The organism is Sphingomonas montanisoli (assembly GCF_008274695.1).
In the GTDB taxonomy this organism is placed as follows: Bacteria; Pseudomonadota; Alphaproteobacteria; order Sphingomonadales; family Sphingomonadaceae; genus Rhizorhabdus; species Rhizorhabdus montanisoli.
Window position 1 is genome coordinate 1,086,445 of record NZ_VTOU01000002.1, and the last position, 22,764, is coordinate 1,109,208.

Below are 22,764 nucleotides of genomic sequence, written 5' to 3' on the forward strand. Positions count from 1 at the left end.
CTATCCTAAGTCGACCCCATGACGTCGACCAACGATATTCGCCGCTCCTTCCTCGATTATTTCGCCGGGGCCGGCCACGCCGTGGTGCCATCCGCGCCGCTGGTGCCGCACAACGATCCCACGCTCATGTTCGTGAATGCGGGCATGGTGCCGTTCAAGAACGTGTTCACCGGCCTTGAAACGCGGCCCTACACGACTGCGACGTCGAGCCAGAAGTGCGTGCGCGCGGGCGGCAAGCACAATGATCTCGACAATGTCGGCTATACCGCGCGGCACCACACTTTCTTTGAGATGCTCGGCAATTTCTCGTTCGGCGACTATTTCAAGGAACAGGCGATCACCCATGCCTGGACCCTGCTGACCAAGGTCTGGGGGCTCAACCCCGATAGGCTGACCGCCACCGTCTATCATACCGATGACGAGGCGTTCGATCTGTGGAAGAAGATCGCCGGCCTGCCCGAAAGCCGGATCATCCGCATCCCGACCAAGGACAATTTCTGGGCGATGGGCGATAACGGCCCGTGCGGGCCCTGTTCCGAGATCTTCTACGATCATGGCGATCACATCCCCGGCGGCCCCCCGGGTAGCCCGGACGAGGATGGCGATCGCTTCATCGAGATCTGGAACAACGTGTTCATGCAATATGAGCAGGTCGACAACGAGATCGTCGGCGAACTGCCCAAGAAGTCGATCGACACTGGCATGGGGCTGGAGCGGATCGCCGCCGTCCTGCAGGGTGTCCACGACAATTACGATACCGATACGTTCAAGGCGCTGATCGCCGCGTCGGGCGAACTGACCAAGACGGTTACGACGGGCGATAATCAGGCGTCGCACCGCGTGATCGCCGATCACCTGCGTTCGGCGGGCTTCCTGGTCGCCGACGGCGTGCTGCCGGCGAACGAAGGGCGCGGCTATGTGCTGCGCCGGATCATGCGCCGCGCGATGCGTCACGCGCACCTGCTGGGCGCGGCCGAGCCGCTGATGCACCGTCTGGTGCCGAGCCTGGTCGCCGAAATGGGCGCCGCTTATCCCGAACTGGTCCGCGCTCAGCCGCTGATCGAAGAGACGCTGAAGCTGGAGGAGGTCCGCTTCCGCCAGACGCTCGCCAACGGGCTGCGTCTGCTCGATGAGGCGACGGGTTCGATGGCGAAGGGCGATACTTTGCCCGGCGCGACCGCGTTCAAGCTCTACGACACGTTCGGCTTCCCTTATGATCTGACCGAGGACGCATTGCGCGCTCAGGGGCTCGGCGTCGATCGCGCGGGTTTCGACGCGGCGATGGCCGAACAGAAAGCGGCGGCACGCGCGGCGTGGAAGGGTTCGGGCGAGAAGGCTTCGTCTGAAGTGTGGTTCGACATCGCGGAGGAGCATGGCGGCACCGAATTCACCGGCTATGTCAGCGAAGTCGGCGAAGGCCAGTTGCTCGCGATCGTCAAGGATGGCGCGCGCGTCGACAGCGCAGGGCCGGGCGACGAGGTCTCGCTCGTCACCAACCAGACGCCTTTTTACGGCGAAAGCGGCGGCCAGATGGGCGATGCGGGCGTCGTCACCGGCGATGACGGTCTGCTGATCGAGGTCGCCGACACCGCCAAGCCGCTGGGCCGCATCCACGCGATGCAGGGCGTGGTGAAGGCTGGGACGCTCAAGGTCGGGGCGGCGCTCCATCTCGTCGTCGACAAGGATCGGCGGACGCGGATTCGCGCCAATCACTCCGCGACCCACCTGCTCCACGCGGCGCTGCGCCATCGGCTCGGCGGGCATGTGACGCAGAAGGGCAGCATGGTTTCGGCCGATCGCCTGCGCTTCGATTTCTCGCATCCCAAGCCGATGACCCCGGAGGATATCGCCGCGGTCGAGGCCGAGGTGAACCTGCACATTCGCGAGAATGAAGAGGTGATGACCCGTTTGATGACCCCTGACGACGCGATCGCCGCAGGCGCGATGGCGCTGTTCGGCGAAAAATATGGCGATGAGGTGCGTGTGCTCTCGATGGGCCGTGCGGACGAGAACAATTATTCGGTCGAGCTGTGCGGCGGCACGCACGTCTCCGCGCTGGGCGACATCGCCCTGTTCAAGATCGTGTCGGAAAGCGCGGTATCGAGCGGCGTGCGGCGCATCGAGGCGCTGACCGGCGAAGCGGCGCGGCTGTGGCTGACGCAGCGCGACGAGCGGCTGAAGGAAGCCGCCGCCGCGCTCAAGACCGCACCCGACGACGTGCCCGCGCGCATCGCGGCGCTGGTCGAGGAGCGTCGCAAGCTCGAGCGCGAACTGGCCGAGGCAAAGAAGGCGCTGGCGCTGGGCGGCGGTGCTGCCAAGGCGGAAGCGGCGGGGCCGGAAGACATTGCGGGCGTGAAGTTCCTGGCGCAGGTCGTCGACGGGCTCGATCCCAAGGGGCTGCGCGGGCTGGTCGACGAGGCGAAGCAGCAGCTGGGCTCGGGCGTGTCGGTGATCGTCGCGACCAACGAAGGTCGCGCGAGCGTCGCGGCGGGCGTGACGGCGGACCTCACCAGCCGGGTCAGCGCGGTCGACCTCGTCAAGGCTGCGGTCGCGGCGCTGGGCGGGCAGGGCGGCGGCGGCCGTCCCGACATGGCGCAGGGCGGTGGGCCCGATGGCGACAAGGCAGAAGATGCGGTCGCGGCGGTGCGTGACGTTCTGGCGAAGGTGCCTGCTTGAGAATATCGAGCATCGCGGCGCTGGTCGCGATGCTCGTTCCTGCCGCGGCGATGCCCGCACCATTGCGGTCGGGTATCTACAGCAGCGTCAAGCATATCCCCGAAGCTGACGATCTGGTCGGCAACGAGATCGAACTGCATCTCGATTCTCCGAAGACCTGGGCCGAGTTCGTGATGTGCGAAGGGTGGTGCAACAGCACCTATCGCGTCGACCTGGTTCGGACCGGCGAGAGCTTCAGCTTCGACTTCGATCAGCCGCTCTACAATCCCGACGGGAAGGCGGCGCCGTCGCTGCATTTCTACGTCACCGGCCGGATGCGGGGGAATCGACTGCTCCTGACGTTCAACGGCGAGCGCGATAGCGAGGACCGGCTGAAGCTCGTGAAACGGGCCTATGGTCTGGGCGTGGCGCGGATCGAACAGGCTGGTCGCTAGGCTCGTCGCTCCAGCGAAGGCTGGAGCCCATGTCTTTCATTTCGAACGGCACCGTTTGCCGCCAGAGAGATAGGCCCCAGCCTTTGCTGGGGCGACGGTTAAAGCTCCGTATCTTCCGCATGCTCGTCGGGCGCGCTGCCGGCGGCGTCGCGCAGGCGGCGGCCGCGCAGGGGCGGTTCGCGGTTGGTTTCGCTCATCTCCATGATCTTGGCGCGCAGCTCGGCGCGTTTTTCGTGGATCGAGGCGATGACGGGCCCCATCGCGACGCCCAGATCGACGAGGACTGCCTCGGAGAGCTGCAGCGAGCTTTCGAGCGTTTCGGGCACCGCGTCGGTGGCGCCCGCCTTGTAGAGTTCCGCGGCGTGATTGGGATCGCGGGCGCGCGCAACGATCGTGAGTTCGGGGTGGAGGGTTCGTGCGCGGCGGGTGAGGCGGACGGTCTGGACCGGATCGTCCATCGTCAGGATGAGCGCGCTGGCACTGCCCAGATCGAGATGCTCGATCATCCCCGGGCGCCCGATATCGCCGAACATCGCCTGATAGCCGCGCTTGCGCGCATGGGTGACGGTATCGATGTTGGCGTCGACGGCCATATAGGGCCGGTTATGCGCGTGGAGCATCTGCGCGACGAGCCGCCCGACACGGCCAAAGCCAGCGATGATCGCGCGGCCGCTGTCCGGGGCGGCGTCTGGCGCCTCACCCTCCTGGCCATCGGTGATGCGGCGCGAGATGTCGTGGCCGACGCGGGCGAGGATCGGCGTGATCGTCAGGCCGATCGCGGTGACGACCTGCCAGAAGGCGGCGGTATTCGGCGCGATCAAGGCGGCCTGCGCGGCGACGCCCAGCACGATCAGTGTGGTTTCCGAAGGCGCCGACATCAGCAGGCTCGTCTCGGTCGCGACCGCGCGGCCCGCGCCCGAGAAACGCAGCAGCAGCCCGGTGATGATCGCCTTGACCGCGCAGACCCCCGCCACCGCGAGCAGCAGCTTGGGCCAGTTGGCGAAGATCATCGGCCAGTCGAGCGACATGCCGACCGAGATCAGGAACACACCGAGCGCCAGTCCCTTGAACGGTGCGGTGACCAATTCGACCTCGGCATGATAATCCGTCTCGGCGATCAGGATGCCGGCCAGCAGCGCGCCGACGATCGGCGACAGGCCGGCCGCTGCGGTCGCGACGCTGGCGAGGATGACGACCAGCAGGCTGGCGGCGAGGAACAGTTCGGGATTCTTCGCGCGCGCCGCCTGCGAAAAGAGGCGTGGCAAGAAGAAGCGCCCGCCGATCATCATGATCGCGATCACCATCGCGCCGAGGCCCAATGTGCGGGCGATCCCGTCCCAGCCGGCATTCTCGCCATAAGGGGCCAGCGCGCCGAGCACGAAGATGATGGGGACGAGCGCCAGATCCTCGAACAGCAGCATCGCGAAGGCGTTGCGCCCCACAGCACCCGTCGTGCCGACCAGCGGGAGCACCAAAGCGGTCGACGAGAGCGCGAGCGCGAGGCCGAGACCCAGCGATCCCGTCCAGCTCTGCCCGAGCATATACAGCCCGCCGCCGATCGCCGCTGCCGACAGCAGAAGCTCCGACGAGCCGAGCCCGAACACGCGTGTCCGCATCGCCCATAATCGTCGAAACGACAGTTCCAGGCCGATCGAAAACAGCAGCAGGATGATGCCGAATTCCGCGAAGGGCTCGATCGCGTGCTGATCGCTGATCGTGATATAATAAAGCCAGGGATGCTCGTCGACGAGTGCGCCGAGCGCGGTCGGGCCGATCAGGGCTCCGACCAGGATGAAACCGATGACGGGGCTGATCTTGGCGCGGGCGAAGGCGGGGATGACGAGGCCGGCAGCGCCGAGGATGACGAGGGCGTCGCTGAACGCCGCGGAATTGAGAGGAAGCGCCATAGGGAGACTTTGGCGGTTAAGCGCGCGAAATACCAGTCAAAGCGAGGCAAAAAGGGGATGTAGACCATGACAGAGGACCAGCCGACCGACCTCCTGATTGTCGGGGGTGGCCCTGCCGGCATGATGGCGGGGCTGTTGTTCGCCCGCGCGGGGGTGCGCACGCTGGTCCTTGAGAAACACGCCGATTTCCTGCGCGATTTTCGTGGCGACACGGTCCACCCCTCGACGATCGCGCTGTTCGACGAACTGGGGCTGGCCGATGCGCTGCTCGCCCGCCCGCATGACAGGGTGCCGGCCGTCGGTGCGCGGATCGGCGGGCGCGACTATCGCGTGGCCGACCTCACCCATCTGCCCGTGCGACACGGCTTCATGGCGATGATGCCACAATGGGAATTCCTCGATTTCGTCGCCGATCAGGCGAAGCTCTATCCCGCCTTCTCGCTCGCGATGGAAACCGAGGCGGCGGGGCTGATCGCGGAGGCAGGCCGGATCGCGGGTGTGCGGACCAAGGACGGGCGCGAATTGCGCGCGCGACTCGTCATTGCCGCAGACGGGCGCGGATCGGTGCTGCGCGATGCGGCGGAATTGCCGCGCGAGGATCTGGGGGCGCCGATCGACGTCTTCTGGTTCCGCCTGTCGAAGGAACCGCGGCCGGGGAACGAAACGGTCGGGCAGTTTGCGCCCGGCACGGTGATCGCGATGATCGATCGCGGCGATTATTGGCAATGCGCCTTCGTCTTCGCGAAGGGCGGCGCCGATCGCATCCGCGCGATGGGGATCGATGCGTTCCGCACCCGCGTCGCGACGGCCGTGCCCGAAGTGGCGGGGCAGGTGGGCGAACTGACGTCATGGGACGACGTGAAGCTGCTCTCGGTCTCGCTCGATCGGCTGACCCGCTGGCACCGCCCCGGCCTGCTCGCGATCGGCGATGCGGCGCATGCGATGTCGCCGGTGGGCGGGGTGGGGATCAACCTGGCGATCCAGGATGCGGTAGCCGCCGCGAACATCCTGGCCGGGCCGATGGCGCGGGGCGCTGACATCGATCTGCTGCTGGCGAAGGTTCAGGCGCGGCGGATGTTTCCGGTGCGCGTGATCCAAGGGATGCAGAGAGCGATTCACGCCAACGTCCTTGGGCCCACTCTGGCGAGCGCCGATTCCGTGATGGAGCCTCCGCTCGCGCTTAGGATGCTCGATCGCTTCCCGATCCTTCAGCGTATCCCCGCGCGCATCGTGGGTCTGGGCGTGCGGCGCGAACATGTGCGGTCGCCTGTGGCCTGAGGCCAGTGTGTTGCGATCCCACATCACCCGTCCTACGGTTCGCGTCGATAAGCCTACAGAAAGGATGAGGATGCCACGCCTCGGTTCGACCGCCCGTTTCCTCTTTGCCGCGACTGCCCTGATGATGACCATGAACGCTCCCGCCGCCGCTCCCACCGATCCCGTGACCTATCCGCAGACGCCGCGCGGCGACGTGGTGGAGACGCAGTTCGGGGAGGAGATCGCCGATCCCTATCGCTGGCTGGAAAATGACGTGCGGGCCGATAAGGCTGTCGAAACCTGGGTCGAGGCCGAGAACAAGGCGACGCAGACCTATATGAAGACGCTGCCGGTGCGCGCCGACATCGCGGCGCGCATGAAGCAGCTGTGGAATTTCGAACGCTATGGCGTGCCCCGCAAGCGCGGCGACGGCTATTTCTTCGTCCATAACAGCGGCCTGCAGAACCAGGCGGTGCTCAAGGTCCGCGACGGGCTGGCCGGCAAGGATCGCGCGCTGATCGATCCGAACGATTGGGCGAAGGACGGCGCGACTGCGCTCGACGCGTGGGAACCGTCGAACGACGGCAAGCTGCTGCTCTATTCGGTGCAGGACGGCGGCACCGACTGGCGGATCGTGCGCCTGCTCGACGTCGCGACCGGCAAACTGCTGCCCGACGAGATACGCTGGGTGAAATTTTCGGGCCTCGCCTGGGACAGCGACGGCAAAGGTTTCTTCTACGCGCGCTTCCCCGAGCCGAAGAAAGGCAATGCCTTTCAGCAGCTCAACCTGAACCACCAGGTCTATTATCATGCGGTCGGCACCGATCAGTCGGCCGACAAGCTGATCTACGCTACGCCCGACCGGCCCAAGCTCAACCATGGCGTCGAGACGACCAGTGACGGCCGCTACCTGCTCGTCACATCGTCGCAGGGGACGGACGAGCGTTACGAGGTGACGTTGTTCGACCTCGCCGATCCGAAGATGAAACCGCGCAAGCTTGTCGGTGGCTTCAACAATGATTGGGCGCTGGCGGGCAGCATCGGCACCAAATTCTATTTCCGCACCAACCTGAAATCGCCGCGCTCACGCGTGGTCGTGCTCGATGTGGCGGAGAGGGGACGGCCCAAGCCGGTCGAGATCGTACCGCAGCAGATCGATACGTTGGTCGGCGCGCATATCGTCGGCAGCCGGATGATCCTCGCATATCTGGGCGATGCGAAGACCGAGGCGTCGCTCTACGAACTCGACGGTCGCCGCGTCGGCCCGATCGAGTTGCCCGATATCGGAACCGGCGCGGGCTTCGGCGGGCGCGCGGGCGATCCGGAGACCTTCTACAGCTTCTCCAACTTCGCGACGCCGACGACGATCTACCGGCTCAACACCTCGACCGGGAAGACCGACGTTTTCGCCGCGCCCAAGCTCGCCTTCGATCCCAAGGATTATGAGGTCGATCAGAAGTTCTTCGATTCGAAGGACGGCACGCGGGTTCCGATCTTCGTCGCGCGCAAGAAGACGACGGCGCCCGGCGCGCCGGCGCTGCTATATGGCTATGGCGGGTTCAACATCTCGGTGACGCCGGTCTTTTCGGCTGCGGTGCTGAACTGGATGGAGATGGGCGGGGTCTATGCGGTCGCGAATCTGCGCGGCGGCGGCGAATATGGCGCCGCGTGGCACGATGCCGGCCGCCTTGCGCAGAAGCAGAACGTGTTCGACGATTTCATCGCCGCGGGCGACTATCTGATCTCCAGCGGGATTAGCGCGAAGGGCAAGCTGGCGGCGATGGGCCGGTCGAACGGTGGCCTTCTGATCGGCGCGACCGTCAACCAGCGTCCAGATCTGTTCGCCGCCGCCAATCCGGCCGTGGGCGTGATGGACATGCTGCGCTTCGATCGCTTCACGGCGGGGCGTTACTGGGTCGACGATTATGGCGATCCGGGCGTCGAGGCCGATTTCCGCGTGCTGCGTGCCTATTCGCCCTATCACAATATCAAGGCGGGCGTGGACTATCCCGCGATCATGGTCACGACGGCGGATACCGACGATCGCGTCGTACCAGGGCACAGCTTCAAATATGCCGCCGCGCTGCAATCGGCGCAGATCGGATCGAAGCCGCATCTGATCCGGATCGAGACGCGTGCGGGCCACGGCTCGGGCAAGCCCACCGACAAGATCATCGACGAATATGCGGACTTGTGGGCGTTCATGGGCTATTGGACGGGCCTCGTCCCCGCGAAGCGCTGACGGAAGGATATCGGGATGAAGCTCGCCCAGATTAAGCTAGGTTTTGGGGCGATCGCGGCGACCATCGTGGCGGCGCCTGTCCATGCGCTCGCGATCGATCCCGCGTCGGCCGAGCATCGCCTCTACGTCCAGGCGCGGCTGGCCGATGCGTCGGGCCTGCCCGAAATGGCGGCGCAGAACTATGGCCGGCTGCTGGCCGAGGCGCCGGGCGACAAGGGACTGGCGCTGCGCGCCTATCGTCAGGCGCTGACGGCCGGTGACTTCAGACTGGCATCGAAGGCGGCCGGCGAACTCGACCGGATCGGCGCGCTGCCTGCCGACGGCACGCTGCTGCTCCTGTCCGATGCCGTCGCGGCAAAGGACTGGGTGAAGGCGCGCGTTTTGTGCGACCGGATCGACAAGGAGGCGCTGTTCTCCTTCCTGCTGCCGGTCATTCGCGGTTGGGTTGCGGTGGGCGCGGGCGATTCCAATCCGCTGCGCGCGATGGATACGCCGGGGCAAAGCCAGCTCGCCAACAGCTATGCGCGCGACCATCGCATCCTGATCGCTTTGGTCGCAGGCAAGCGGGACGAGGCGGTGCAGTCGATCCGCGCGCTGATCGCACAGGGCGACGTCCGCTCGCTGCGCCTGCGGCTCGCGGTCGCAGCGTTTGTGGCGAAGACGGGGGATCGCGAGACGGCGGCCAGCCTGCTCGATGGCCGCGCGCCCGAACTGGAGGCGGCGCGCGCGCGGCTGGCGGCGGGCAAGACGCTGCCGGGCGCGATCGACGACCCGGCCGATGGCCTGGCCGAACTGTTCACCCAACTCGCGGTCGACGTGAAGAGCGGAGGGCGATCGCCAATGTCGCTCCAGCTCGCCCGGCTGGCCACCTATGTCGCGCCCGCCAATACCGGCGCCCGGATCGCGGCGGCCGATCTTCTGTCGGGCGCCGAGTATCGCGACAGCGCGCTGAAGCTGATCGACGGGGTCAGCCCCGATGATCCGCTCTACGACGCCGCGCGACAGGTGCGCACCTCGATCCTGACGGCGAAGGGCGACAAGCAGGCGGTGCTGGCCGAACTGCAGCGCACCGCCGCTCAGCCGGGCGCCACCCCCAGCAACTTCGCCGATCTTGGCCAGATCCTGTCCGATCTCTCCCGCCCGCAGGATGCGGCCGCCGCTTATGGCCGCGCGGTGGCGATGAACAAGGCGGCAGGCACGCCGAACTGGGTCTATCTGTTCCTGATGGCGAGCACGCTCGACGAAGCGGGGCAGTGGCCGGCGGCCAAGACGGCGCTGGCGGAGGCCAATGCGATCGATCCGCAGCAAGCGATCGTGCTCAACTATCTGGGCTACGGCATGCTCGAACATGGCGAGGATCTGGCCGTCGCGCAGGCCTATATCGAACGCGCGTCGGCGCTCGACCCCAGCGATGCGGCGATCAGCGATTCGCTCGGCTGGCTCTATTACAAGCGTGGCAATTATGCCGGGGCCATCGCGGCGCTCGAACGCGCGATCGTGGCGGATCCGTCCGAGCCGGTGATGCACGATCATCTGGGCGACGCCTATTGGGCGACCGGACGGCGGATCGAGGCGCGCTATGCCTGGCGCGCGGCCCTGGTTCATGCCGAGCCGGACGATATCGCGCGGATCAACCGCAAGCTCGCCGACGGCCTCGACACGCCGGCGCCGACCAAGACGACATCCGCGCGCCCGTGACGCTGACCGGCACGGGTTACGCCAAGATCAACCTCGCGCTCCACGTCCGGCGGCGGCGCGAGGATGGCTATCATGAGCTTGAAACCCTGTTCGCCTTCGCACGCGACGGCGATGCGATTGCGATCGATACCGATGGGGCGCCGGGCCTGACGATCGATGGACCATTCAGCGATGCGCTGGCGGGGGAGGCGGGCGACGACAATCTGGTGATGCGCGCCGCGCGGGCACTGGGGCGGCCTGCGGCGATCCGGCTGACCAAGACATTGCCGATCGCGGCTGGGATCGGCGGGGGATCGGCCGACGCGGCGGCGGTGCTGCGCCTGTTGGGCGAGGGGCATGACGAGGCGGAGTTGCTGGCGATCGCGGCGGGGCTGGGCGCGGACGTGCCGGCGTGCGTTGCCTCGGTGCCGGTGCGCGGCGACGGGCGGGGCGACGAACTGCGCGCGATCGAGGCGGCGGGGCTGAGCGCTATGCCTCTGCTGCTGGTCAATCCGCGCGTGCCGCTGTCGACAGGGCCGGTCTTCCGCGCGTGGGATGGCCGGGATCGCGGCGCGCTGGGCGAGGGCGATCCGCTGGCCGTGGCGCTGGCCGGGCGTAACGATCTGGAGGCGCCGGCGCTCGGCCTGTGCCCGGTGATCGGCGAGGTGCTGGCGCTGCTTCGCGCGCAGGATGGGGTGACGCTGGCGCGGATGTCGGGATCGGGCGCGACCTGCTTTGCGCTGTTCGAGAGTGAAGCGTGGCGCGATGCGGCCGATGCCGCGATCGGCAACGAGCGGCCCGACTGGTGGCGGCTGGCGACGGCGCTGCGTTAAGATACGAACGGAGGCGGGATGACACGGCGCTGGTATCTTTTGTTGCTGGGTGCGGCCGTGCTGGGCTTCGGCATCTACGCTTATGAAACCGCGAAACCGTGGGTGCATCCGATCAAGCAGGCCGATGCCGTCCGCCTGGCCGCACTTGAGAATAAGGCGGCCCCGCAGCTTGTGCCCGCTGCGGAGGAACCGACCCCGACGCAGGAATGGTTCGGCGATGCGCAGGCGGTGGATGGCGATACGCTCGCATTCGACGGGCATGAGGTTCACCTGTGGGCGGTCGACGCGCCGGAACTGGATCAGACCTGCGAACGCGCCGGAAAGCCGTGGCGCTGCGGCGACTTCGCCAAGGCGGAACTCGAAAAGCTGATCGGCGGCCGGACGGTTGCGTGCCGGGGCGAAGGGCCGGAGCAGAATGCCGAGCATCCGACCGTCCTGTGCTTCGTCCGCACCGCGCGCTGTGCGCAGGATGAGGCGTGCCAGACGAGCCTAGGCTCGCTCAACCTCGCAATGGTCAAGCGCGGAGCCGCAATGGATATCGAGGGGCATTTCGGCGAGATCGAGGACGATGCGCAGCAAGCGCGCGCCGGCCTGTGGGCGAGCAGCTTCAAGCCGCCGTGGGAATGGCGTGGGGTCGAGGCCGGGCATTAGAGGCCCGGCGGCGGATCAAGCCTCCAGCAGCAGCCGCTCGTAAAAGCCGCCCCACTGGCCGTCGGGCGAGACGAGGTGGATCTCCAAGATCCAGTGACGCGGATGGCCATGCTGGTCGTGCTCGCGCATGCGCTGGGTGTTAGCGGGATTGACGCGACCGCCGGTCTTGCCGGCGGGGGAGCGGGCATAGGGGAAGGGGCCGACCGTGTGGCCGGCGATCTGCCCGCCGAAGCGCCAGCCGCGCGCTTCGCTTTCCGCCACCGCGATCGCGAACAGGTCCGCGCCCGTGATGTCAGGGTTGGCGAGGAAACGGGCGCGGACGACGTCGAACACGGTTTCGAGATCGGCGATGACGCGGCGCTTTTCGGGATTGTCGCCTACCGCATAGGAGCGGCCGACATCCGCCTCCCAATCGCCGAAGACGGGGCCGAGATCGAGGAAGACGATGTCGTCCTCTTCGATGGTCCGGTCGGGCGCGGGTTGGCCGGCGATGCAGAGCGTATTGATGCCGGCGCGCACGACGCGATCGTGCCAATGGACCGACACGCCGAACTCGCGGGCGGCGAGCGCGCGGATGTCCGCCTCGATCGCGCGTTCGGTGCGGCCGGGGACGATGAAGCCCGCCGCCTCGATCGCGTCGAGTAAGGCGAGGCCGCGTTGTTCGGCGGCGACCAGGGCATCGAGCGGAGGATCGGCGGGGGCTTCGTCGGCCTTCACATAGGTCCAGGCGGCAAGGCCCGAGCGGAGGCGGACGCAGGTGCGGACATAGTCCGACACTTCATAGGCGTCGGAGGCCCACAGATCGGCTTCGGTGACGCGAAAGACGCTGCCCGCGACCGCGTCGGCTGGGTCGGTGCTGGGAATGGTGATCGGGTGGAAGTGCTCGCCGCTCCTGGCGAGAACGTCGGGATCAGTGATCTCGACCATCTCGGTGCGCCAACCCGGCAGCGCATCGTCCGCGCCCTCGATCAGCCGACCGAACACCGCCATCTGGACCTCCGGCAGACGCAGCGTGCCGTAGGAGAAGAGGTGGATGGTTTCGGGTTCGGGCACGGGCGACTCCTGAGTGGATGACAGGCGCTTATCCGATCCTCCCCCCGAGGGGGAGGGGGACCGCGAAGCGGTGGAGGGGTCGCTCTCCACGAGCGTATTGCGGCCGGCCAATACCCCTCCGTCAGTCCTGCGGACTGCCACCTCCCCCTCCGGGGGAGGATTTAGATGTAACCGAAACCTCCTCCCTCGCGTATCTCCTTCACCATGATCCTGTTCCTCCTCTCCTATCTCGGTGGCGCGCTGACGATCGTCAGTCCGTGCATCCTGCCCGTCCTCCCGTTTGTGTTCGCGCGCGCGGACCAGCCGTTCGTGAAGAGCGGGCTGCCCTTGCTGCTGGGCATGGCGGTGACCTTCGCGGGGGTGGCCACGCTCGCGGCGGTGGGCGGCGGATGGGCGGTGCAGGCGAACAGCTACGGGCGTACGGCGGCGCTGGTCGTACTGGCGGCGTTCGGGCTGCTGCTGCTGTTCCCTGCGATCGCCGACCGGGTGACGCGGCCGTTGGTGGCGCTGGGGTCGCGGCTGTCGGCATCGGCGACGGGAGGGCAGAGCAATGCGTCGACCTTCGTCGCTTCGCTGCTGCTGGGCGTCGCGACCGGACTGTTATGGGCGCCGTGCGCGGGGCCGGTGCTGGGGCTGGTGCTGACCGGCGCGGCGTTGCAGGGGGCGAGCGCGTCGACCAGCTTGCTGCTGCTCGCTTATGCGCTGGGTGCTGCGACCTCGCTCGCACTGGCGCTGCTGGTCGGTGGGCGCGTGTTCGCGACGATGAAGCGCGGGCTGGGCGTCAGCGAGTGGATACGGCGCGCGCTGGGGGCACTGGTGCTGCTGGGTGTGGTCGCGATCGCGATGGGGCTCGATACCGGGCTGCTGACCCGGCTTTCGCTGACGAGCACGGGCGGGATCGAACAATCGCTGCTCGATCGCTTCCATCCCGATGATGCGCGCAAATCGGCGGGGATGACGAAGAGCGAGCCGCTGGCGGTCGAAGGCGCGATGCCGCCGCTGACGGGCGCGACCCTGTGGCTCAATTCACCGCCGCTGACGCGCGAACAGCTCAAGGGCAAGGTCGTGCTGGTCGATTTCTGGACCTACAGCTGCATCAACTGCCTGCGCAGCCTGCCTTATGTCCGCGCCTGGGCGGAGAAATACGGGCCGCGCGGGCTGGTGGTGATCGGCGTCCACGCGCCGGAATTCGCGTTCGAGAAGGATCCGGACAATGTGCGCCGCGCGGTCAAGGATCTGGGTATCAGCTATCCGGTCGCGCTGGATAATGATCGGGCGATCTGGCGTGCGTTCGACAACCATTATTGGCCCGCCCACTATTTCATCGATGGGCAGGGGCGCATCCGATACCATCATTATGGCGAGGGCCATTACGCCCAGTCCGAGAAGGTGATCCAGCGGCTGCTCTCAAAAAATGGCGACGCGCTGGGCGATATGAACACGGTGAAGGTCGCCGCGACCGGCATTGGTGCAGGAACGCGGATGCGCGATGTGAAATCGCCCGAGACCTACCTCAGCTATAGTCGCGGGCGGATCATGGCCAACGGCAAGGCGGTGCGCGATGCGGCGCATGACTATGCCGCGCCGACGCTGACGATGCTCAACCAATGGGGTCTGGCGGGTCGTTGGACTGTCGGGGCCGAGAACATCACCGGGAACACCGCGGGCGGGCGCATCCTGTTTCGCTTTCAGGCGCGCGACGTGCATCTGGTGCTAGGCGCGACGGGCAGGCCGGTGCGCTATCGCGTGACGATCGACGGCAAGGCGCCCGGTGCGGATCATGGCGTCGATACGGATGCCCAGGGCCACGGAACGGTGTCGGGGCAGCGTCTCTATCAGTTGGTCCGGCTGAAGGGCCCGGTGCGCGAGCGGACCTTCGCGATCGAATTCCTCGATCCGGGTGTGCAGGCGTTCGCGTTCACCTTCGGCTAACGGGTAGTACCACCTCTTCCAGCACATCCAGCGGCATCGCGCCGGTGCCGAGCACCTTGGCGTGGAAGGCCGCGAGCGAATAGCGGCGAGCGGCGCTGGCCTTGAAGCGGTCGCGCATCGACAGCAGGCGGAGCTGGCCGAGCTTGTAGCCGAGCGCCTGGCCCGGCCATGCCATATAGCGTTCGACCTCGGCCACCGCCTCGCTATGCGGGGTGGGGCTGTTGGCCTCCATATAGGCGATCGCCTGTTCGCGGCTCCAGCGCAGATGGTGGAGGCCGGTGTCGACGACGAGACGGACGCAGCGGAACAGATCGTCGGCGAGGCGGCCGATGTCGCCCGCCGGATCGGTGCGATAGACACCCAGATCGGCGGCGAGCCGCTCGGCATAGAGCGCCCAGCCTTCCTGATAGGCGTTGAAGCTGGCGATGCGGAGCAGCAGCGGCGCCTGCGGTAGCGAGAGCGATACCGCCCCTTGCGTGTGATGGCCGGGCACGCCTTCGTGATAGCTGAGCGTCGGCAGTTTGAAGCGCGAGAGCGTCGCCATGTCGCGCAGGTTGATCCAGTAGATGCCTGGGCGTGATCCATCGAGCGAGGGGCCGTCATAATAGCCGCCCGGTGCCGAATCCTGCGTGGCGGCGGGGACGGCGCGCACCTCCATCCGCATCGTCGGGATCATCGCGGCGGGCAGGAATTGCGATTGACGCGCCTCCATCGCCGAGACGAGGCCGCGGACATAGGCGAGCAGCGCCTCGCGACCGGCGGGGGTATCGGCGAATTGCTGCTTCGGATCGGCGGCGAGCGCGTCGATCCGGTCGCGGATGGTGCCTTTGGTGAAACCGATCTGGCGCAGCCGCATGTCGAGTTGCGCCTGGAGCATCTTCACCTGATCGACGCCGATCTTGTGAATCTCGTCGGGCGGGAGATTGCTGTCGCCGACCGACGCGATGTTGGCGGTGTAGAGCGCCTCGCCATCGGGTTGGGCCCAAAGGCCGGCCTCGTCGCGCGCGGTTTCCAGCATGCTGGAAACGCGGTCGCGCAGTTTCTTGAAGATCGGGCGTGCCCGTTTGTCGAGGGCGGTGGCGGCCCGCTGTTCGGCCAGCGCGCGGCTGTGCGGATCGATGCCGGCTGCCGCCATGCGGGTGCGCAGCGCCACGATCATCGGATGATCGGCGGCCTTGGGGGCAAGGAAGGCGTCGATGACGGGCAGCGTCTTTTCGAGGATCGCGCGGGGCGGGTGGCAGCCGAGAGCCTCGTCGGACCGGCTCTTTTCGATCACCCCGGCATAGCCGCCCGCAAAACCGTCGAGCTTCTCGATCCAGGCGTCGACCTCTTGCAGCGTCGAGACCGGCTGCTGCGCCATCATGATGTTGGGGGTGTTCACCAACGGGCCGGAAATCTGGTTGATCACATAAGGTTCGTGCCCCGAGAACCAGAAGGGGTTGGGGCGACCATAGCCGATCGCGGCGCTGCGCGTGGCGTTGGCGATCAAGGCGGCGCTGATCTTGAGGCGGAGCGTGCCGAGCGGATCGTCGCTGCACTGGACCTGCTCGATCGCGATGCCTGCTTCACCGAGCGCGCTGCGCCACGCTTCTTCGCCCTGCGGCGAATAATCGTCCATCCGGCGGGCGAGGGGGCCGCCGTTCATCGCCGCCGGCACGCCGCCATAGCAGCCCATCTCCGGCGTGCGATCGAGCAGGTTGCCGGCGATCCGATCCAGCGGATCGACGATCGGGCAGATCGGGCGCGCCGCAAGCGCGGGTGCCGCGAGCACAGTGGTGCCGAGCAGGGCAACGGCTTCACGCCGCGAGATAAGGGGTGACGAGCGAAACGACATGGACTGGCGGTGCAGTGGTGACATTTTCGTATCGACGGGGCAACAGGCGCCCATGTTTCATCTTGAGCAGACCCGCCGCGTCGCGCGGATCACGATCGATCGCGGTGCCGCGCGCAACGCCATCCCCATCGGCGCGTGGCGCGAGCTCACCGCATCGCTGGTCCGGATTGCGGAGCGCGAGGCGCGTGTCCTGATCCTGCAGTCGGGCATGGAGGGGGCGTTTTCGGCGGGCGCCGACATCGGCGATCTCGCCCCGCTGGCCGACGATGTCGAAGCGCGCGGGCGCTTCCGCCGTGAGATGGGCGAAGCGATCGAGATGCTCGCCGCGCTGCCGGTCGCGACGATCGCGCTGATCGAGGGCGGATGTTTCGGGGCGGCGGTTGCGGTCGCGATGGCGTGCGACATGCGGATCGTGGGGCCGGCCGCGCGCTTCGCGATCACGCCGGCCAAGCTGGGCATCGGCTATCCGCCGACCGACGTGGCGCGGCTGAAGGCGTTGGTCGGGCCGGGGCAGGCGGCGCGGCTGCTGTTTTCGGCGGCGACGATCGATGCGGGGGAAGCGCTGGCGATCGGTCTGGTCGACGTGCGCGACGACAATCCGGCTGCGCGGGTCGCGGCGCTGGGCGCGACGATCGCCGCCAATGCACCGTCGAGCGTTGCGATCCTCAAGCGATCGCTCGCCGGTGATCCGCAGGCGCCCGACGCCTTCGAGGCGTCGTTCGGCAGCGCCGACTTTGCCGAGGGCGTCGCCGCCTTCCGCGCCCGCCGCGCGCCGGAGTTCGGCGCATGACGCCGGCCTTCGTCGACGGTGATGCGCCGATCCTGCTGATCGCCGATCATGCGTCGAACCATGTCCCCGCCGATATCGATCTCGACGTGGATCCGGCGCTGCTCGACCAGCATATGGCGATCGACATCGGGGTCGACGCGACGGGGCGGTTGCTGTGCGCCGCGCTGGGGATGGCTGGGATATTCGGGCCGGTCTCGCGCCTCGTGATCGATCTCAATCGTGAGGAGGATGCGGCGGGGCTGATCCCTCACGAGAGCGACGGCTTCGCGATTCCCGGCAACAAGCTGCTTACCGCCGAGGGGCGGCACGCGCGGATCGAACATTTTTGGCGACCCTATCATGCCTTCATCGCCGATCGGATCGCGTCACTGCGGCCCAAGCTGATCGTCTCGCTCCACAGCTTCACGCCGCGCCTGTCCGCGCGGCCCGAGGAGCAGCGGCCGTGGCAGGTGGGCGTCCTCTACAACCAGGACGATCGCGCCGCGCTACCAGGCATTGCGGCGCTGCGGGCGGCGGGGATCGTGACGGGGGATAACGCGCCTTATTCGGGCAAGGTGCTCAACGCGACGATGAACACGCATGCGGAAGGGAACGGCATTCCCTATCTCGGCCTCGAGGTACGACAGGACCTGATCGGCGACGATGCGGGCGTGGCGCTTTGGGCACAGCGGCTGGCGCCAGTTATTCCGCAGGTGATGGCGGCACTGTAACGGGTTGCCCTGCCTCCACCCCCGGCCTAGAGCGCGAGCCGAAATGAGGAAGGGCAGATGACTCACACGTTCGACAAGTCGAAGCTCCCCAGCCGCTATGTGTCGGTGGGGCCGGAGAGCGCACCGCATCGCAGCTATTATTATGCGATGGGGATGACCGAGGAAGAGATCGCCCGGCCCTTCGTCGCGATCGCGTCCGCGGGCAACGACAGCGCGCCGTGCAACATCACCCTGGACATTCAGGCCGATATCGCCCGCGAAGGCGTGATGGAGGCCGGCGGCACCCCGCGTCGCTTCAACACGATCACCGTGACCGATGGCATCGCGATGGGCCACCAGGGGATGAAATCCTCACTCGCCAGCCGCGAAGTTATCGCGGACTCGATCGAGCTTTCGGTGCGCGGCCATTGCTACGATGCGATCGTGGGCTTTGCGGGCTGCGACAAGTCACTGCCCGGCATGATGATGGGCATGCTGCGCCTGAACGTGCCGTCGATCTTCGTCTATGGCGGGTCGATCCTGCCGGGCAAATATAAGGACCGCGAGGACCTGACCGTCATCGACGTGTTCGAGGCGGTGGGTCGGCACGCTGCGGGTTCGTGCCCGCTGTCCGAACTGATCGCGATCGAAAAGGCGGCCTGCCCGAGCGCGGGCGCGTGCGGCGGGCAATATACCGCCAACACGATGGCCTGCGTTGCCGAGGGCATCGGCCTGTCGCTGCCCAATAGCAACATGATGCCCGCGCCCTATCAGGGCCGCGACGACATCGCGCGCGCCGCCGGCCGGCAGATCATGGAACTGATCGCCAAGAACATTCGCCCGCGCGACATCTGCACCAAGGAAGCGTTCATCAACGCCGCCCGCATCGTCGCGGCGACCGGCGGATCGACCAATGGCGGGCTTCATCTGCCGGCGATGGCGAACGAGTGCGGGATCGACTTCGACCTGTTCGACGTGGCCGAAATCTTCAAGTCGACCCCGTATATCGCCGATCTGAAGCCCGGCGGCCGTTACGTTGCCAAGGACATGTACGAAGCCGGTGGCATCTACATGGTGATGAAGACGCTGCTGGCCGAAGGGCTGCTCTACGGCGATTGCATGACCGTGACGGGCAAGACGCTGGGCGAGAATATCGACCAGGTGACGTGGAACCCGAACCAGAAGGTCATCTACGACGCCAAGACCCCGATCACGCCGACCGGCGGCGTCGTGGGCCTGAAGGGGTCGCTGGCCCCCGAAGGCGCGATCGTGAAGGTTGCAGGGATGAAGCGCCTCCAGTTCACCGGACCCGCGCGAGTGTTCGAACGCGAGGAGGACGCCTTCGCCGCCGTCGAAAAGCGCGACATCGCCGAGGGCTGCGTCATCGTCATCCGCTACGAGGGGCCGAAGGGTGGCCCTGGCATGCGCGAAATGCTGGCGACCACCGCCGCGCTCTACGGCCAGGGGCTGGGCGAAAAGGTGGCGCTGATCACCGATGGCCGCTTCTCGGGCGGTACGCGCGGCTTCTGCATCGGCCACGTCGGCCCCGAAGCGGCCGATGGCGGCCCGATCGCGCTGATCGAGGATGGCGACATCATCCGCATCGACGCCGAAGCGGGCACGATCGACCTCGACGTGTCCGAGGATGTTCTGGCGGCGCGCAAGTCCAAGTGGGAGCCGCGCGTGAACGACTATCAGTCGGGCGCTTTGTGGCGCTACGCGCAGAATGTCGGCCCCGCCTGGGCTGGCGCGGTGACGCATCCGGGCGCCAAGGCCGAGCGCCATGTCTTTGCGGACATCTGACGCGCTGGCCCTGACGAGCGCGATCCTCCTCGCCGCCTGTTCGGGTGGCAAGGAGGGGCAAGTGACCGACGCGAGCCCACTCGATTGCCGCCTGCCCGGCAAGACGACGTTCGAGCGGCTGTGTCAGGTCGATCGTATGGTGACGCCCGACGGAACCGTGCTGACCGTGCGCAAGCCCGACGGTGGTTTCCAACGGCTTCTGATCGTCAAGGACGGGCGCGGGGTGATCGCGGCCGATGGCGCGGTGCCGGTCAAGGTTCGGCCGGTCGGCGGCGAGGCGATCGACGTGACGACGAGCGATGGGACCACCTGGCAATTGCCCGCGCGGGTGACGAAGTGAGCGGCCGCCCGATACTGACCGCCGCCGAGACGCGCACAGCGGAGGATGCCGTCTTCGCGACCGGTGTCAGCGTCGAGGAATTGATGGAGCGCGCAGGTCAGGCGGTGGCCGAGGCGGTGTGGCGCTATGCAGGCGCGGCGCCAACTTTGGTGCTGTGCGGTCCGGGCAATGGCGGCGACGGCTATGTCATCGCACGCGCGCTGGCCGACAAGGGCGTCAAGGTCCGCGTCGCGGCGAGTGGTGAGCCGCGTACCGATGCCGCACAGGCGATGCGTGCGCGCTGGACCGGGCCGATCGAGGCGCTCGCCGAGGCAGACCCTGCGCCGATCCTGGTCGATGCGCTGTTCGGCACCGGGCTGGCCCGTCCGCTCGATGCGGTGATCATCGGTCCGTTGGAGCGGCTGGCCAAGGCAGCGCGGCAGCGTATCGCAGTCGATCTGCCAAGCGGGATCGGGACCGATGACGGCGCGCTGCTCGGGGCGACGATCGATTATGAGATGACGGTGGCGCTGGGCAATCTGAAGCCAGCACATCGGCTGCAACCGGCGGTCGCGTCGATGGGGCGCATCGTCGTGGCCGATATCGGGCTGAATGCGGTCTCCCAACTTGTCGAGATTGCGCGCCCGCATTTGCCCGCGCCGGGGGCGAGCGATCACAAATATACGCGCGGCCTCGTTGTCGTGGCCGAAGGCGCGATGCCGGGTGCGGCGATGTTGTCGGCGATGGCGGCGCAGCGCGCAGGTGCGGGCTATGTCGTGCTGGCGGGCGAGGGGCTTGGCGGGCCGGCGGCGATGGTGCGGCGGGGCGATCCGCTCGCGACCGTACTGGCCGATGACCGCGTCGGCGCGGTGGTGATCGGGCCGGGACTGGGGCGCACCAACGCTGGCGCACTGCTGCTCGACGCGGCGCTGGCGAGCGGGCGACGGCTGGTCCTCGACGCCGATGCGCTGGTGCTCTTGGCGGAGCGCGGGCTACCGCTGGCGGGCATACCGATCCTGACCCCGCACGAGGGCGAGTTCGCGCGCCTGTTCGTCGATCTCCCCGGCACGCGTATCGATCGCGCGCGGGCGGCCGCCGCGAAGGCGCAGGCGGTGGTCGTGCTCAAGGGGCCGGATACAGTGATTGCCACGCCCGATGGTCGCGCCGCGATCGCCCCGCCCGCGCCAGGCTGGCTCGCCAGTGCTGGGACGGGCGATGTGCTGGCGGGGGCGATCGGCGCGTGCCTTGCGCGCGGGCTGGAGCCGTTCGAGGCGGCGCAGGCGGGGGTGTGGCTGCAGGCCGAGGCGGCGCGCATAGCGGGGCCGGGGCTGATCGCCGACGATCTGATCCCTGCGCTTCAGACCGCGCTGGTGGCCTGTGGTTGAGGTCGGCGAACCGATCGTCCGAATCGCGGCGCGTGGCGATGGCATCACGGCGGACGGGCGGCACTCGCCTTACGCCGCGCCGGGCGACATGCTGCTGATCGATGGGACATTGGTGCCAGGGCCGCATCACGCGAAGCCGCCCTGCCGCCATTTCCCGACCTGCGGCGGATGCCAACTCCAGCATGTCGATGATGAGAGCTATGCCGAGTTCCTGGCCCAGCGGATCACGGGTGCGCTGACCCAGCAGAAGCTGGAAATGCCCGAGGTTCGTCCGGCGCTGCTTTCCCCGCCCGCTACCCGCCGCCGTGCGTCGCTGCGCGCGGAGAAGCAGGGCAAGCGCGTGTTGATCGGCTTCAACGAGGGCGAGAGCCACCGCATCGTTGACATGCGGATGTGTTCGATCCTCGATCCGCGCCTGTTCGCGCTGGTCGATCCGCTGCGCAAGTTGATGGCGCCGCTGCTGAAGGATCGGCGCGCCGCGGGCATCCGCATGACGATCGTCGATCAGGGCATCGACCTGCTGCTCGAAAAGGTCGAGGTCGAAGGCTTCGCGGCGGTCGAGGCGCTCAACGATTTCGCGCGCGATCACAAGCTCGCGCGGCTCGCGGTCGACGATGGCTATGGCCCCGAACCGCGCTGGGAGCCCGAGGGGGCGACCGTGACGCTCGGTGGCGTGGCTGTCGGCTTCCCGTCGGCGGGCTTCCTGCAGGCGACGCCCGAGGGCGAGGCGGCGCTGGCGGCCGAGGTCACGCGGATCGTCGGCGATGCGGCTTTGGTCGCTGATCTGTTCGCGGGGCTCGGCACCTTCGCTCTGCCGCTGTCGGTCAATGCCAAGGTACTGGCGGTCGAAGGCGCGCGCGACGCGGCGCTGGGCCTCAAGGCCGCCGCCGATCGCGCGCAGCGGATGATGATGGTCGAACATCGCGACCTGTTCCGCCGCCCGCTCGACGGGAAGGAGGTCGACCGCTTCGACGCGATCGTCCTCGATCCGCCGCGCGCCGGCGCCAAGGAACAGATGCACGCGCTCGCGGCGTCCACCCGTGTCCAGCGCATTGCCTATGTCTCGTGCAATCCCTCCACCTTCGCGCGCGATGCGCGGATGCTGGTGCAGGGCGGCTGGACGCTCAAGTCGGTGCTGCCTGTGGGCCAATTCCGCTGGTCGACGCACTGCGAACTGGTGGCGGAATTTTCACGCTGAACGCGACCAATGTCGAATGCGTGACGATTGTTCATTAACCATATCTTCGGAGCACGTGCTTAGCTTCGCGCCATCTCTGGATGG

17 protein-coding genes are annotated in these 22,764 nt (G+C 67.4%); 14 read left to right on the forward strand and 3 right to left on the reverse strand.

What is annotated here, in order from left to right:
- The first annotated feature begins 18 nt into the window (after window positions 1-18).
- Both alaS and FYJ91_RS10960 read left to right on the forward strand, forming a co-directional pair.
- Window positions 19-2,676 (forward strand): alanine--tRNA ligase, encoded by a 2,658-nt coding sequence (gene alaS, locus FYJ91_RS10955; protein WP_149522254.1) that lies wholly within the window; start codon window positions 19-21, stop codon window positions 2,674-2,676.
- A complete protein-coding gene (locus FYJ91_RS10960) occupies window positions 2,673-3,110 on the forward strand; it encodes a hypothetical protein (protein ID WP_149522255.1) in 438 nt (145 codons plus the stop codon). The genes alaS and FYJ91_RS10960 overlap by 4 nt, the downstream gene beginning before the upstream one ends.
- Before the next feature lie 98 nt (window positions 3,111-3,208).
- Here the strand turns inward: FYJ91_RS10960 and FYJ91_RS10965 are convergent, their stop codons facing one another.
- On the reverse strand, window positions 3,209-5,017 hold the full coding sequence (locus FYJ91_RS10965; protein ID WP_149522256.1) for a cation:proton antiporter domain-containing protein: 1,809 nt from the start codon (window positions 5,015-5,017) through the stop codon (window positions 3,209-3,211).
- Between the two features lie 66 nt (window positions 5,018-5,083).
- On the opposite strand from FYJ91_RS10965, the gene FYJ91_RS10970 reads away from it, so the two are divergent.
- From FYJ91_RS10970 to FYJ91_RS10990, 5 genes are all read left to right on the forward strand, one after another.
- Window positions 5,084-6,295 (forward strand): FAD-dependent oxidoreductase, encoded by a 1,212-nt coding sequence (locus FYJ91_RS10970; protein WP_149522257.1) that lies wholly within the window; start codon window positions 5,084-5,086, stop codon window positions 6,293-6,295.
- 70 nt (window positions 6,296-6,365) lie between these two features.
- Window positions 6,366-8,516 (forward strand): prolyl oligopeptidase family serine peptidase, encoded by a 2,151-nt coding sequence (locus tag FYJ91_RS10975; RefSeq protein WP_425474007.1) that lies wholly within the window; start codon window positions 6,366-6,368, stop codon window positions 8,514-8,516.
- Between the two features lie 15 nt (window positions 8,517-8,531).
- Window positions 8,532-10,214, forward strand: a complete 1,683-nt coding sequence (locus FYJ91_RS10980) for a tetratricopeptide repeat protein (protein ID WP_149522258.1) — start codon at window positions 8,532-8,534, stop codon at window positions 10,212-10,214.
- Complete coding sequence (locus tag FYJ91_RS10985) at window positions 10,211-11,026, forward strand: 4-(cytidine 5'-diphospho)-2-C-methyl-D-erythritol kinase (RefSeq protein ID WP_149522259.1); 816 nt, start codon at window positions 10,211-10,213, stop codon at window positions 11,024-11,026. The genes FYJ91_RS10980 and FYJ91_RS10985 overlap by 4 nt, the downstream gene beginning before the upstream one ends.
- Window positions 11,027-11,044: 18 nt before the next feature.
- Entirely contained in the window at window positions 11,045-11,677 is a 633-nt protein-coding gene (locus FYJ91_RS10990) for a thermonuclease family protein (protein ID WP_149522260.1), read from the forward strand.
- 15 nt (window positions 11,678-11,692) lie between these two features.
- Here the strand turns inward: FYJ91_RS10990 and FYJ91_RS10995 are convergent, their stop codons facing one another.
- On the reverse strand, window positions 11,693-12,730 hold the full coding sequence (locus FYJ91_RS10995; protein WP_181008454.1) for a M24 family metallopeptidase: 1,038 nt from the start codon (window positions 12,728-12,730) through the stop codon (window positions 11,693-11,695).
- A gap of 204 nt (window positions 12,731-12,934) precedes the next feature.
- Here FYJ91_RS10995 and FYJ91_RS11000 point away from each other — a divergent pair, with 204 nt between their 5' ends.
- Window positions 12,935-14,662 (forward strand): cytochrome c biogenesis protein DipZ, encoded by a 1,728-nt coding sequence (locus tag FYJ91_RS11000; RefSeq protein ID WP_149522261.1) that lies wholly within the window; start codon window positions 12,935-12,937, stop codon window positions 14,660-14,662.
- Here FYJ91_RS11000 and FYJ91_RS11005 read toward each other — a convergent pair.
- Window positions 14,649-16,520 carry a DUF885 domain-containing protein gene (locus FYJ91_RS11005; RefSeq protein ID WP_149522262.1) on the reverse strand — a complete coding sequence of 624 codons (1,872 nt, stop codon included), beginning with the start codon at window positions 16,518-16,520 and terminating at the stop codon, window positions 14,649-14,651. The two genes, FYJ91_RS11000 and FYJ91_RS11005, sit on opposite strands and share 14 nt — an antisense overlap.
- Before the next feature lie 28 nt (window positions 16,521-16,548).
- Here FYJ91_RS11005 and FYJ91_RS11010 point away from each other — a divergent pair, with 28 nt between their 5' ends.
- Genes FYJ91_RS11010 through FYJ91_RS11035 form a run of 6 tightly spaced genes read left to right on the forward strand, consistent with a single transcriptional unit; the run spans window position 16,549 to window position 22,680 of the window.
- Window positions 16,549-17,286, forward strand: a complete 738-nt coding sequence (locus FYJ91_RS11010; protein ID WP_149522263.1) for an enoyl-CoA hydratase/isomerase family protein — start codon at window positions 16,549-16,551, stop codon at window positions 17,284-17,286.
- On the forward strand, window positions 17,283-17,996 hold the full coding sequence (locus FYJ91_RS11015; protein ID WP_149522264.1) for an N-formylglutamate amidohydrolase: 714 nt from the start codon (window positions 17,283-17,285) through the stop codon (window positions 17,994-17,996). Before FYJ91_RS11010 ends, FYJ91_RS11015 begins: the two co-directional genes overlap by 4 nt.
- Window positions 17,997-18,053: 57 nt before the next feature.
- Complete coding sequence (gene ilvD / locus FYJ91_RS11020; protein ID WP_149522265.1) at window positions 18,054-19,778, forward strand: dihydroxy-acid dehydratase; 1,725 nt, start codon at window positions 18,054-18,056, stop codon at window positions 19,776-19,778.
- Window positions 19,759-20,118 (forward strand): hypothetical protein, encoded by a 360-nt coding sequence (locus tag FYJ91_RS11025; protein ID WP_149522266.1) that lies wholly within the window; start codon window positions 19,759-19,761, stop codon window positions 20,116-20,118. Before ilvD ends, FYJ91_RS11025 begins: the two co-directional genes overlap by 20 nt.
- The gene (locus FYJ91_RS11030; RefSeq protein ID WP_149522267.1) at window positions 20,115-21,482 is read left to right on the forward strand and encodes an NAD(P)H-hydrate dehydratase; all 1,368 of its coding nucleotides are present in this window, start codon (window positions 20,115-20,117) and stop codon (window positions 21,480-21,482) included. Before FYJ91_RS11025 ends, FYJ91_RS11030 begins: the two co-directional genes overlap by 4 nt.
- Window positions 21,475-22,680: a class I SAM-dependent RNA methyltransferase gene (locus FYJ91_RS11035; protein WP_181008455.1), complete on the forward strand. Its 1,206-nt coding sequence runs from the start codon at window positions 21,475-21,477 to the stop codon at window positions 22,678-22,680. Before FYJ91_RS11030 ends, FYJ91_RS11035 begins: the two co-directional genes overlap by 8 nt.
- Window positions 22,681-22,764: the final 84 nt, after the last annotated feature.